The 12,945-nt window shown below is 65.3% G+C and carries 10 protein-coding genes and 1 tRNA gene; 3 read left to right on the top strand and 8 right to left on the bottom strand.

What is annotated here, in order from left to right; all coding sequences use genetic code 11:
• Nucleotides 1-47: 47 nt before the first annotated feature.
• The 3 genes from EGM71_RS07775 to EGM71_RS07765 form a co-directional block, all read right to left on the bottom strand.
• The gene (locus EGM71_RS07775) at nt 48-530 is read right to left on the bottom strand and encodes a LuxR family transcriptional regulator (RefSeq protein ID WP_188488919.1); all 483 of its coding nucleotides are present in this window, start codon (nt 528-530) and stop codon (nt 48-50) included.
• Nucleotides 531-653: 123 nt separating this feature from the next.
• The gene (gene fauA / locus EGM71_RS07770) at nt 654-2,825 is read right to left on the bottom strand and encodes a TonB-dependent alcaligin siderophore receptor FauA (RefSeq protein ID WP_188488917.1); all 2,172 of its coding nucleotides are present in this window, start codon (nt 2,823-2,825) and stop codon (nt 654-656) included.
• A 111-nt stretch (nt 2,826-2,936) separates the two neighbouring features.
• Entirely contained in the window at nt 2,937-3,875 is a 939-nt protein-coding gene (locus EGM71_RS07765; protein ID WP_188488915.1) for a helix-turn-helix transcriptional regulator, read from the bottom strand.
• Nucleotides 3,876-4,013: 138 nt separating this feature from the next.
• Here EGM71_RS07765 and EGM71_RS07760 point away from each other — a divergent pair, with 138 nt between their 5' ends.
• The 3 genes from EGM71_RS07760 to EGM71_RS07750 are packed head-to-tail and all read left to right on the top strand — an operon-like array spanning nt 4,014 to nt 7,898.
• The gene (locus EGM71_RS07760) at nt 4,014-6,344 is read left to right on the top strand and encodes a TonB-dependent receptor (RefSeq protein WP_188488914.1); all 2,331 of its coding nucleotides are present in this window, start codon (nt 4,014-4,016) and stop codon (nt 6,342-6,344) included.
• A 48-nt stretch (nt 6,345-6,392) separates the two neighbouring features.
• Nucleotides 6,393-6,965, top strand: coding sequence for a CGNR zinc finger domain-containing protein (locus EGM71_RS07755; protein WP_188488913.1), 573 nt, complete (start codon nt 6,393-6,395; stop codon nt 6,963-6,965).
• Between the two features lie 6 nt (nt 6,966-6,971).
• Nucleotides 6,972-7,898, top strand: a complete 927-nt coding sequence (locus tag EGM71_RS07750) for a cyclase family protein (protein WP_188488912.1) — start codon at nt 6,972-6,974, stop codon at nt 7,896-7,898.
• 69 nt (nt 7,899-7,967) lie between these two features.
• Here the strand turns inward: EGM71_RS07750 and EGM71_RS07745 are convergent.
• The 5 genes from EGM71_RS07745 to recA form a co-directional block, all read right to left on the bottom strand.
• Nucleotides 7,968-8,060: transfer RNA gene (locus EGM71_RS07745), tRNA-Ser, on the bottom strand.
• Between the two features lie 78 nt (nt 8,061-8,138).
• Complete coding sequence (gene csrA, locus EGM71_RS07740) at nt 8,139-8,342, bottom strand: carbon storage regulator CsrA (RefSeq protein WP_004152909.1); 204 nt, start codon at nt 8,340-8,342, stop codon at nt 8,139-8,141.
• 147 nt (nt 8,343-8,489) lie between these two features.
• A complete protein-coding gene (gene alaS / locus EGM71_RS07735) occupies nt 8,490-11,138 on the bottom strand; it encodes an alanine--tRNA ligase (protein WP_188488911.1) in 2,649 nt (882 codons plus the stop codon).
• 109 nt (nt 11,139-11,247) lie between these two features.
• Nucleotides 11,248-11,739 carry a recombination regulator RecX gene (recX, locus tag EGM71_RS07730; RefSeq protein WP_049445658.1) on the bottom strand — a complete coding sequence of 164 codons (492 nt, stop codon included), beginning with the start codon at nt 11,737-11,739 and terminating at the stop codon, nt 11,248-11,250.
• A gap of 110 nt (nt 11,740-11,849) precedes the next feature.
• Entirely contained in the window at nt 11,850-12,887 is a 1,038-nt protein-coding gene (gene recA, locus EGM71_RS07725; RefSeq protein ID WP_049449560.1) for a recombinase RecA, read from the bottom strand.
• Nucleotides 12,888-12,945 lie beyond the last annotated feature (58 nt).

Here is a 12,945-nt window from a genome sequence, read left to right as displayed (position 1 = left end):
CCGGGCTTTCACTGTAGGTCGCGTACCCAACGCCACGGACATGGTATTCAGGGCATGCGCTTGAACAGATTGGTCTGCAGGATCGGCGTGCCGTCGTGGCCGTAGAACGCCTTGGTCTCGGTCATCGTCGCCCGGTCATCCGCCACGGTGTAGATGCGGGTGGAGGCTGGCGTCCCGTGATCCACCAACTGCATCACCAGCGTATTCGGGGCCGGCAGTTTCAGGTTTGCCTTGTCCGCGCCATAGGTGCCGGACAAGGCACCCGGCGTGCCATCCAGCGCCAATGTGCCGTCGGACTTCATGGTCTTGCCGTCGTGCAGGACGATATCCACATGCGAGCTCCAGCGGCCACCGCCGGCATCCTTGAACTCCAGCACCACCTGCTTCGGACGCTGCGCCTCGGGTAGTGCCGAGGTCGCGGTGTCCAGCGCCCAGCGCCCCAGCAGTGGCGACGAGGACGCCTCCATCGCCAGCGCCGGCCCGGCCGGCAGCGAGCACGCACACAACAACACAGCGGACAACAGCTTCATACGTTGCTCCGTTCCAGTGAAGAAGGTGCTGCGTGACGCGTTGTGGGGCGCAGCGCCTCGGATCGTGCACAGCATCGGCGCCCCGCACAAGGCAGGGCGCTGAACGCGCGGCAACCCCGTGCCTTAATAGCCAACCTTCACGGTGAACATCACGTTCCGTGGTGCGCCATACCAGCCCTGATTGTAGAAGCCGATCTGCGAGTAGTAGTGACGGTCGAACAGATTGTTGATGTTGACTGCGGCCGACACATTGGAGCTGAACTGGTAGCGCGCCATCAGGTTCACCAGCGCATAGCTGGGCTGCTGCACCGGCATCCGGCGATTTCCGGGGGCGGTGGCGGTCTGGTACATGCGGTTTTGCCAGTCCACGCCACCGCCAATCGTCAGCCGGTCCCAGGTACCCGGCAGCCGCCAGGTAGTGAACAGCTTGAACAGGCTGCGCGGCTTGGCGGTATTGATCGCCCTGCCCTGTGCGTCCTGCGCGATGAAGGTGGTGAAGCTGGTGCCCAGGCTCCAGCCCGGCAGTGGTTCGCCGGCCAGTTCCAGCTCCAGTCCATCCACTGTTGCCCCCTTCACTGCACGGTACGCCGCCTGGGTGCTGCCCTCGACCAGCCCGCCGGTGGCTTCGGCCAGATTGTCCTGCTGGGTACGGAACAGTGCGGCTGAAGCATTCAAGCGCTCCTGCAGCCAGCTGCCCTTGACGCCGAGCTCGTAGCTGCGACCACTGACCGGGTCGAGGATCTGCCCGGATTCATTGCGATTGTTCTGCGGCTTGAAGATACCGGTGTAGCTGGCGTACGCGCTGCTGTAGTCGTTGAAGTCCCAGACCACGCCAGCATACGGAACGAACTCATTGCGGTAGCGGTACTTCCGCTGGGCGCCGAAGTAGACCTGGTCGGTCTCCCAGTTGCTCAAGCGGGCACCGACGATCACATGCAGTGGATCAGCCAGCGACAGCCGTGCCACCGCGTAGGCACCGCTCTGCTGGTTGTCCAGATCATCGGCCTGGGTCTTGCTGCTGGCCCACACCGGTTCTGGCGTACCTGGCCCGCGCCAGTCCAAGTAGCTGGCCAACGGCGGCAGCGGCGCCAGTGCGCGGTACTGCCCCAGCGCGATCTCGTCGCGTGAGCGCGACCAGCCGACGGACGCCGTGTGCTGGCGGCCGAACAGCTGGAAGGGACCGGTCAGGCTGGCGCTGATCGCTTCGCGGCGCACCGGGCCGTCGTAGCGGGTGAAGCTGTTGCCAGTGGGCATCGCCCCGGTCACCGGGTCAGGATAACCTCCGCGATAGAGATGCTTCATCTCCATGTCGGTATGCGAGCGGCTGTAGGACACGCGTGCCTGCCAGTCGTTGCCAAAGCGGTGGTTGAAATCAAAGAAGCCATTGCGGGTATCGGTGCTCATCCTCGCCCACGGCGCCGTGGCCGACACCGAGCGGTCGAAGCGGGTACGCGTGCCATCGGCGTTGAACAGCGCGAAGCCGCTGCCGAAGCCACGATTGTCGTTGCCCTGGTAGGAGATGCCGGCAATCAAGCCGGTGTTCTCACCCAAATCCACGCTGACCACGCCGTAGAGCGTCTTCGACGTGCTGTCCAGGCCCGCCGTGTAGCTGTCACCCTCCGCCTGCGCGGCGACCACACGACCGCGCACACGCCCTTCCCGGCTCAACGGGCTGGACACATCCACCCAGGCGCGGCGCGCATCCCAGCTGCCGAGACTGATGCCGCCGCTGGCGGCGAAGTCCCGCAGCGGGCGCTTGCGCACGTAGTTCACCGCCGCCGACGGATTGCCTGCACCGGTCATCAGGCCGTTGGCACCGCGCACGATCTCGATGCGGTCGTACACCACCATGTCCAGGTTGTTCTCGCCGAAATTCCAGGGCGACAGCACCGGCATCACCACGCCGTCGAACTGGTAGTTGTCGATATCAAAGCCGCGTGCCGAGAACGCGTAGCGGTTGGCATCGCTGCGCGTGACCGAGATGCCCGGGGCGGTGGCCAGCGCATCGGCCGTGCTGAGCAGGCCGCGGTCCTCGATCTGCTGGCGGGTGACGACGCTGACCGACTGCGGCGTCTGCCGCGAGGTCAGCGACAATCCGGTCGCGGTGCCCATCGAATCGGTGGTGTAGGAACGCGACGTTTCGGTACTGCCATCAAGGTCAGCCGTAACCTGCACGGTCGGCAATTGTGAGGTCGTCGCAGCGGGAGCGCGCTCGGCGGCGTGGGCGGCGTTGAACAGCGCCAGGGTCGTACCGATGGCGATCGCCAGGGCGCGCGGGCGGAAACAGGCAGGCATGGGAGATCCAGCAGAGGGGAAAGGCTGGATGAGAATTATTGTCATTTGATCGTGAGCGCACGTCTGCACGGACGCAACAGGTGTATGCGCAATGCCGACGGTGGTCCTGAGTCAGCGGAGCTGGCTGGGTACGATGCCGTAGCGCGCGCGGAACGCGGTCGCGAAATTCGTGGCGTGCCGGTAGCCGACGAAATGCGCGGCCTGCTGCACGCTGCAGCCCTGTCGCAGCTGCTCGCAGGCCAGTTGCAGGCGATGCTCGCGCAGCCAGCCGAACACCGAGCTCCTGTACACCTGCTGGAACTTCAGCCGCAGGCTGCTCGGGCTCATACAGGCCAGGCGCGCCAGATCGTCCAGGCAATGATCGGCTGCCGGCGCCGCCTGCAGGCAATCGATCACCCGCTGCAGCATGCGGCGGTCACGCGCCGAAACGCGCAGCTCCGGCGATGCATCCCGTTCCGGCGCACCCAGTGCCATGGCCAGCATCTGCAGGCCAACGCCTTCGCACAGCAACGCGTGCATCGCACCGTGCCAGGTGCTCGACAGCAGCTGGTCGGCGGCGTGCTCCAGGTGCGCGGGGACCTGCCAGCTGCGTAGCTGCGGCTGGCCGGCGCGGCGCACAGTGGACAGCAGTTCGCTGATGACGGGGTCGTCAAGCTCCGCCGGCGTGTCCAGCGAGACATTCAGGCTGCGCATCCGTTGGCCCGCCGGGTGTATCGCGGTCATCGGCGCGGCGTCGGCCAGCACCATCGCACCGGCGCCTGCACGCATGCCGATCACCGCCTGCCCTGCCAAGCGGGCACCGGCGCGGCCCTCCAGCATCACGATCGCCGAGAACGCCGGGGGCGACGCCGAGGTCGCCTCGAATGGCTGATGCGCGACCACGTCCGACAGCGCCAGGGTCATGCCCGGGCGCAGGCAGCGCTGCTCCACCCTGCCCTTCACCACGCAGCCCTCGCCCGACCCGTCGGCTGACCCCATCGCAGGCAGGCGATAGCGGAAGCCGCCACTGCGTCCGAGGTGATCGAGGTCGGCAAGGGTAAGGCTGAGCATGACGGATCTCTGGAGAATCGTGCGCCATTCTCATATGCGAACCATTCTCATTCCAGCCCTTTCCGCAAGGCCAATCCCGCCCTTGCCGATACAAATAGTTACGTTATAACATTTCATCTCGATTTCACGAGTCCTGCCATGCGTCGCCACTTGCTTGCTGCTGCCATCCTGTTCGCCGTCCACACCGCCCAGGCGGCGGACGAACCCACCCTCCCCACCCTTCAGGTCCAGGCCTCCCAGCCCTCGCGTATCGACAGCCGGGTCACCGTCGACAATCCACAGGCCCAGAACCGCACCCTCGGCGGCCTGCTCGAACACGTCTCCGGCGTGCAGAGCAGTGCCTTCGGGCCGAACGCGGGTGCCCCGGTCATCCGCAGCCTCAGCGGCAACCGCGTGCAGATCCTGCAGGACGGCCAGTCCATCCTCGGCATGAACGCGATCAGCGGCGACATCAACATTCCTTTCGATCCACTGTTCGTGCGCAGCGTCACCGTCAACAAGTCCTCGGACACCGTGCGCTATGGCGGCAATGCGATCGGCGGCAGCGTGGAGATCGATTCGGGCCTGATCTCGCGCAGCATGGAAGACAAGGACCAGTCGATGGAACTGGTCCTGCGCAAGGGCTTCAATGCCGCCGACGCGCAGGGCTTCCGCATGAACTTCAACAACCAGCGCAACCTCTCGACCAACCTGCAAGTCTCGCGCCAGCGCATCTCGCACTACGACATCCCCGGCAACAGCAAGGCCAGTGTCTGCAACACCGGGCTGTTCCCGCCGACCGGCGGCGTCAACTCGGCGCTGGCCGACAGCTGCCAGAAGGAGGCGCGCGTCCAGCAGATCTACAACAAGGCCTCGCAGCCCTACATCGACCAGTTCATGACCGAAAATCCGGACTGGGCCGATGGTGATTTCTCGTTCTACACCAACAGCCCGACCTCGGTCTGGCAGCGCCGCACCTATACCAACCCGGTCAACCCGGCCTATGTCGCCGGCACGCCGTCATATGTGCAGAAGCAGATCAACAACGATGTGACGCCCGACTACCACCACCGGTTGGGCAACAGCTATTCACGCAGTTCGCAGGTGGCCGCCGGCTCCACCCTGTTCTTCGATCGTGGCTACGTCGGTGTCAGCATCGATGCCAAGGACAGCGAATACGGCGTGCCGGGCTTTTCGATGCAGAACCTGTCATTCGGTTCGAACTACGCCGACGGCCTGCCGGTGGGCGTGGTGATCAAGCAGCAACGCTACGCGCTGGAGGCCCTTCTGCGCGATCCGTTGCCCTACATCGAGCGCGCCGAGCTGCGTGTCTCCAAGCTGGACAACACCTCAGGCGAGCGGCTGGGCGCCACCAGGGCCAACGACTACGACTTCGAAAGCACCCAGGCCGAGCTGCTGCTCAGCCACCAGCGCCTCGGGCCGCTCAGCGGCCTGCTGGGCGTCAGCCATCAGTTGCGTGATGTCACCGGCAGCGGTTCTCAGCGCTACCTGCCCGACGTCGACACCCGCAGCAACGCGGTGTTCCTGAAGGAGACGCTGGACTTCGGCTGGGCCAGCTTCGACGCTGGCGTGCGCCACGAGCGCGTTGACCATGACCTGCAACCAAGCCGCTTCAAGACCGCGCGCAATGCCGCCAACACGAAACTGCAGGATCGCGCCTACCGGCTCAACAGCTACAGCCTGGGTTCCTATGTGGAGCTGGGCCCCTTGTTCGCCGCCAAGGTGCGCTACGCGTCCTCGCAGCGCGCCCCGGAAATCAACGAGCTGTATGCCAGCAACGCACACTATTCGGTGATGACCCAGGAAGAAGGCAACCAGAACCTGGAGCCGGAGCGCGCGAAGAATCTCGAACTGACCGGCCTGTTCCATCTGGGTGGTTTCGAGCTGTCGGCCACCGCCTACCGGATGAAGTACGAGAACTATCTCTACCTTGGCTACTCCGGCCTGCAGACCGCCAACCGTCTGCCGCTCAAGTACTGGAAGCAGACCGACACCACGGTGAAGGGGTTCGAGATCGACGCATCGCAGGCGCTGGATCTGGGTCGATACGGCACATTGAACGTCTCCGCCTTCGCCGACCTGGTGAAGAACAAGGCCGACCAACCCGATTCGCTGCGCGCCCACAACGATGGCGAGTACCTGCCGAACATGCCGACCAACCGCTACGGTGCCAACCTGCAGTGGCAGCGCGAAGGCTGGAAAGCGCAGTTGTCGAGCACCTACTACGACACGCAGAAGTACCTCGGCCGTAACGTCAGTGAGGAAATTCCGCTGGATGCGTTCAACCTGGTCGACCTGCAGGTCATTCGCGAGCTGCCGGTGCGCAACAGCTACATCGCCGGCATGGAAGTGTTCGTCAACGGCAGCAACCTGCTCAATGAAGAAGCACGGCCGCACAACTCGCCACTGAAGTACATCGCGCCACTGCCAGGGCGGGGCTTCCAGGTGGGTGTGACCATAAGGCTCTGACTCACTGCGCGCCTTGCACAGGTCCATGTAACCACTTAATGTGGTTACATGGATTCAGATCACCTGCACGCCTTCATCGCCGGCACCCCGGCACTGGATTTCGTCGATACCTACGGCTCCCGCGCCGGGGTCGGACGGGAGCGGCTGCCGGATCCGGCGGCCCTAGTCGCCTGGCTGAACGAGGCCGGGTTGTGGGCCGCCAACGCCCCCAGGACCGCCTCGCCGGCCCAGTTGCTGGCCGCGCACGCGCTGCGCGAGGCCATCCATCGCTGCGCCCTTTCCGCCATCGCCTCCGCACCGTTTGCCGGCGACGACCTTGCACGGCTCAATGACGCTGCCCGGCACCCGCCTCCCCGCCCCTGTTTCCGCGGCGGCCAGCTCGTGCAGGTGTCGGCGTCTCCCGTCGAAGCCGCCCTGTCCCGCCTCGCCGAGGATGCACTTGTACTGCTGGCCTCGCCACGCCGCGCGCGCATTCGACGGTGCCCCGGTTGCGCCATGGTGTTCGAGGACACCTCCCGGCCCGGCAGCCGCCAGTGGTGTTCGTCCAGCCAGGGTTGCGGCAATCGCGCAAAGGTCCGGGCCCATCGGGCACGGCGTACACGGGACACAGCGACAGGATGAAGGGCTATGCAGAAGCGTGCGTGTTTTGATTTCGAAGTGGCGTTCAGCAATGGCGGCGGCATCCAGGGTCAGGGCTTCCGTCTGGATATCGAGGGGAGCGACATCGACGACGATGCGTTGGCGGCCTACATCATCCGCGACATGCGGCTGTTGATGGTCAAGCACGTACACATCCTCAACAAGCAGATCATCGAGGAAGCGCACAAGCGTGCGGCACTCGCGCACACCATTGCACCGGCGCCAGACCTCGCACCCACCTACATCGATCTGAGCCACTCGATCGAGAGCGGCATGGTCACCTGCAGGGAACTGCCTGCACCGCTCGTCCACGACCACCTTTCACGTCACGATTCGCCGGAGCCTTATGCCGAAGGAACAACGTTCCAGATCGGCCGCACCGACAAGGTGGCCAACACCGGCACCCATATCGACACCCCTTGCCAGCGCAGTGCCGACGGTCGCGATCTGGCGGGCCTCGATCTTGCGCGTGTGTCGAACGTGCCGGGCGTGCTGGTGCGGGTCGCCGGCGCACTGGAACAGGCCATCGACTGGCATGCGTTCGCTGCCGTGCAATGTGGTGGACGCGCCGTGCTGATCCAGACCGGTTGGGACCATCACTGGGGCACGCAACGCTATCTCGAAGGGCATCCATTCCTGACGGAAAAGGCAGCGCTCCATCTACGTGACCAGGGCGCCCTGCTCGTCGGCATCGACTCGCCCGACATCGACGACACCCGCACGGGAACGCAGCCGGTGCGCTCCGTTCTGCTTGGCGCTGGCATCCCGATCATCGAGCACATGGCCCACCTCGACGCATTGCCACTACAGGGCTTCCATCTACACGCCACGCCACCGCCGATCGTGGGCATGGGGCGCTTCCCGGTTCGTGCGCACGCAACCCTGGATCCAGGCAGCCGCGCCTTGCCCCGCTGATCGCGCGCATTGATTCCCCACAAAGAAAAACGCCTGCAGATCGAGGATCTGCAGGCGCTTCTTTGTATCTGGCGGAGTGAGAGGGATTCGAACCCTCGATAGAGCTTTTGACCCTATACTCCCTTAGCAGGGGAGCCCCTTCAGCCGCTCGGGCATCACTCCGGGGTTTTCACCGCGTCTGGTGCGTTGCACCTCAGCGGGGCGTGAATCATAACGTTAATCGAGTGCGAAGGTAAAGCGTTATTCGGCAGAATTTTCGCTACCGGTGCCACCGGCTTCATCACCACGCTGGATGCGCTGATAGATCTCTTCGCGATGCACTGCGACGTCCTTCGGCGCGGTGATGCCGATACGCACCTGGTTACCCTTGACGCCAAGCACGGTGACGCTCACCGAGTCTCCGATCATCAGGGTTTCGCCGACGCGGCGAGTCAGGATCAACATTTTTGTAAGTCTCCATGGAACCGTGTGGAAGGGTATCCCCCACCGGCTTGACGCTCCGTCAAGAAGCGCTACCACGACAAAGGGAAAAGATTCGCAATGGTACCGTCAGCCGTCCCGCTCCTACAAGGAGGGGGACGGCAGGGTTCATCACAGACGGGGGCTGACCCATTCGACGACTGCAGCCAGCGCAGTGGCAAGGGCGGGCCCGTCCTCGCCACCACCCTGGGCGAGGTCCGGGCGTCCGCCGCCCTTGCCCCCGATCTGACCGGCGATATGGGACAACAGTTCCCCGGCCTTGACCTTGCCCATTGCGCTGCCGTTCACACCCGCGACCAGGGCAGCCTTGCCGTCCTGGGCGCCGGCCAGCACGATCACCGCGTCGCCCAGCTGCTGCTTCAGGCGGTCCATGGCGTCACGCAGGGCCTTGGCATCGAAGCCCTCCAGGCGGGCAGCCAGCACCTTCACGCCGGCAACCTCGACGGCCTGGCCGGACAGGTCGGCCGTAGCACCGGCGGCGACCTTGGCCTTCACGGCGTCCAGCTCGCGCTCCAGCTGCTTCTGGCGCTGGCCGAGGGCACGGATCTTCTCGACCACGTCGGCAGCGCTGCCACCAAGCAGTTCGGCAGCTTCGGCCAGGCGGGCCTCTTCGGCGTCCACGTAATCCAGGGCGCCCTGGCCGGTAACGGCCTCGATGCGGCGCACGCCGGCGGAGACGCCGCCCTCGGAGGTGATCTTGAACAGGCCGATGTCACCGGTACGGTTGACGTGGGTACCGCCGCACAGCTCGGTGGAGTAGTCACCCATCTTCAGCACGCGCACGTGCTCACCGTACTTTTCGCCGAACAGGGCCATGGCGCCGAAGTCCAGCGCTTCCTGCATGCCCATGTTGTGCACTTCGGCAGCGTTGTTGGCGCGCACCTGCTGATTGACCTTGCGCTCGATCACCGCCAGCTCTTCCGCACTGATCGGCTGGAAGTGCGAGAAGTCGAAACGCAGGCGGTCCGGAGCGACCAGCGAGCCCTTCTGCTGCACATGGGTGCCCAGCACTTCGCGCAGGGCGGCGTGCAGCAGGTGGGTGGCCGAGTGGTTGAGAATGGTGGCGCCACGGCGCTCGCCATCGACCTGGCCGGAGAGCACGTCACCGACCTTCAGGCCGCCTTCGGACAGGGTGCCGACATGGCCATGGAACTGGCCGGCGAACTTCTGGGTGTCTTCCACCACCAGGCGCACGCCGGTGCCGGTCAGTACGCCGGTGTCGCCGACCTGGCCACCGGATTCGGCGTAGAACGGGGTCTGATTGGTGATCACGATGACCGAATCACCGGCATCGGCCGACTGCACCGGACGACCGTCCTTGAGCAGCGCCAGCACACTCAGGCCGTCGGCCTGCAGGCGGTCATAGCCCAGGAACAGGGTCGGGCTGAGCGTCGCCACCAGCTCGGCCGGCAGGGTCACGCCGCCGCCGAACTTGCCGGCCGCGCGTGCGGTCTCGCGCTGCTGCTCCATCGCGGCATCGAAACCGGCAATGTCGACGGTCAGGTCGCGCTCGCGGGCAATGTCCTGGGTCAGGTCGAGCGGGAAGCCATAGGTGTCGTACAGGCGGAACGCGTCAACGCCCGGGATCACGCCATTGCTGGCCTTGCCGGCCACGTCCTCGAAGATCTTCATGCCGGCATCGAGGGTTTCGGCGAAACGCTCTTCCTCGGCCTGCAGCGCACGGGTAACGGTGTCCACCGCCGCCGGCAGTTCCGGATAGGCTTCGCCCATCTGCTCGACCAGGGTCGGCACCAGCTTGCTGAAGAACGGCTGGCGCACGCCCAGCATCCAGCCGTGGCGCAGAGCGCGGCGGACGATACGGCGCAGCACATAGCCGCGACCTTCGTTGGACGGCAGCACGCCGTCGACGATCAGGAACGAACAGGCACGGATGTGATCGGCGATCACGCGCAGCGACTTGTTCTCCAGGTCGGCGGTGCCGGTCAGCTCGGAGGCCTTGCGGATCAGCGCCTGGAACAGGTCGATCTCATAGTTGGTGTGCACGTGCTGCAGGATCGCCGCCAGGCGTTCCAGGCCCATGCCGGTATCCACGCACGGCGCCGGCAGCGGCACCAGGGTGCCGTCGGGCTGGCGGTCGAACTGCATGAACACCAGGTTCCAGATTTCGATGAAGCGGTCGCCATCCTCATCCGGGGAACCCGGGGGGCCGCCGGCGATATGGTCACCGTGGTCGTAGAAGATCTCGGTGCACGGGCCGCACGGGCCGGTGTCGGCCATCTGCCAGAAGTTGTCCGAGGCGAACGGTGCGCCCTTGTTGTCGCCGATGCGCACGATGCGCTCTTCCGGCACGCCCACCATGTCGCGCCACAGCGCGTAGGCTTCGTCGTCGGTCTGGTAGACGGTGACCAGCAGGCGCTCGGCCGGCAGCTTCCAGACCTGGGTCAGCAGCTCCCACGCCCAGGCGATCGCGTCCTTCTTGAAGTAGTCGCCGAACGACCAGTTGCCCAGCATTTCAAAGAAGGTGTGGTGGCGTGCGGTGTAGCCGACCTGGTCGAGGTCGTTGTGCTTGCCGCCCGCGCGCAGACAGCGCTGCACGTCAGCCGCGCGCACGTAGCTGCGCCTCTCCGCACCAAGGAACACGTCCTTGAACTGCACCATGCCGGAGTTGGTGAACAGCAGGGTCGGATCATTGCCCGGCACCAGCGGCGCCGACGGCACGATGGTGTGGCCTTTGCCCTTGAAGAATTCAAGGAAGTCGCTGCGGATCTGGGAAGTCGTGAATTTGGCGGATGCGTTCATTGGGGGCTGGCAGTCTGCGGGCCGGCGGACCCGGACCACCGGCCACGTTGGCCAGGGTCGCGAGGGACCGCCGAAAACCTAAAGGGTATCAGGCCCGGCGCCGCCAGTCTCAGTCATCCGGGTCGTAGCGGGTCGCACGGCGGATGCTGTCGCCGTCGAAGCCCCGTCGGGCCAGCAGATCGGCAGCCTTGCGCCGCTGCGCCAGGTCCTGCGGGCCGGCCTCGCCAAAGCGTCGGCGGACCAGATCACGGGCATTTTCCTGCCAGTCGCCTTCGTAACTGTCCATCGCCGCCGCAATCGCGGCACTGTCCAGGCCATGGGTCCCCAGCTCGGCACGGACATGGATCGGGCCATAGCCCGTATTCGCGCGCATCCGTACGAGGTTCTCGGCAAAACGGGTGTCGTCCTGCCAGCCGGCCTCGGTCAGCTTGGCGACGGCCGCCTGCGCGGCTTCGTCTTCGATGCCACGGGCCGTCAGCTTGCGGGTTAGTTCCTTGCGCGAGTGTTCGCGACGGACCAGCAGGCCCAGCGCACGTTGCACGGGCGTCTGCTCACGCGGCCGGCGCTTGCGGCCGGTGGGAATGTCATCGGCGTCGGACATCGATACTCCAAGGGTGGCGCCGTCCGTGGCGCCCTGCCCATCCCTGGGCGATTCGAACCTGCGGGACAGGGCGACGTCACTGACGGCGCCGCCCTGCCCCACAGCAAGCCTTATTCGTCGTCGCCTTCGTCGTCGCCTTCCTCACGGGTGGCTTCGGTCGGCTGGAACTTCTCGCGCAGTTCGGCTTCGAGCTTGGCAGCGACCGTCGGGTTGTCGCGCAGGTAGCCGCGGGCGTTGTCCTTGCCCTGGCCGATGCGTTCTTCGCCGTAGCTGTACCAGGCGCCGGCCTTCTCGACCAGCTTGGCGTCCACGCCCATGTCGATCAGCTCGCCTTCGCGGCTGATGCCCTCGCCGTACAGGATCTCGGTGATGACCTGCTTGAACGGAGGCGCCAGCTTGTTCTTGACGACCTTGATCTTGGTCTGGTTGCCGATGATCTCGTCGCCCTTCTTGATCGCGCCGATGCGACGGATGTCCAGGCGAACCGAGGCGTAGAACTTCAGCGCGTTGCCGCCGGTGGTGGTTTCCGGGCTCTGGCCCGGCATCATCACGCCGATCTTCATGCGCAGCTGGTTGATGAAGACCACCAGGGTGTTGGAGCGCTTGATGTTGCCGGTCAGCTTGCGCAGCGCCTGGCTCATCAGGCGGGCCTGCAGGCCCGGCAGCTGGTCGCCCATTTCGCCTTCGATTTCGGCCTTCGGGGTCAGCGCGGCGACCGAGTCGATCACCAGGATGTCCACCGAACCCGAGCGGACCAGCATATCGGCGATTTCCAGCGCCTGCTCACCGGTGTCCGGCTGCGACAGCAGCAGATCGTCCACGTTCACGCCCAGCTTGGCGGCGTAGATCGGGTCCAGCGCGTGCTCGGCGTCGATGAAGGCCGCGGTGCCGCCCATCTTCTGGCATTCGGCGATGGCCTGCAGGGTCAGCGTGGTCTTGCCCGAGGATTCCGGCCCGTAGATCTCCACGACACGGCCCTTCGGCAGACCGCCAATGCCCAGTGCGATGTCGAGCATCAGCGAACCGGTCGGGATGGCTTCGACGGGCTCGACCACGCGGTCGCCCATGCGCATCACCGAGCCCTTGCCGAACTGCTTCTCGATCTGGCCCAGAGCTGCAGCGAGGGCGCGCTTCTTGTTCTCGTCCATCGGATTGGTCCTTGAAGAGGTCATGTCGTTGGAGGTGCTGTCTTTGGGGGTCTTCTTT

Origin of the sequence: Stenotrophomonas maltophilia (assembly GCF_006970445.1) — a bacterium.
Taxonomy (GTDB): Bacteria; Pseudomonadota; Gammaproteobacteria; order Xanthomonadales; family Xanthomonadaceae; genus Stenotrophomonas; species Stenotrophomonas maltophilia_AU.
This window is presented reverse-complemented; position numbering and strand designations above follow the sequence as displayed.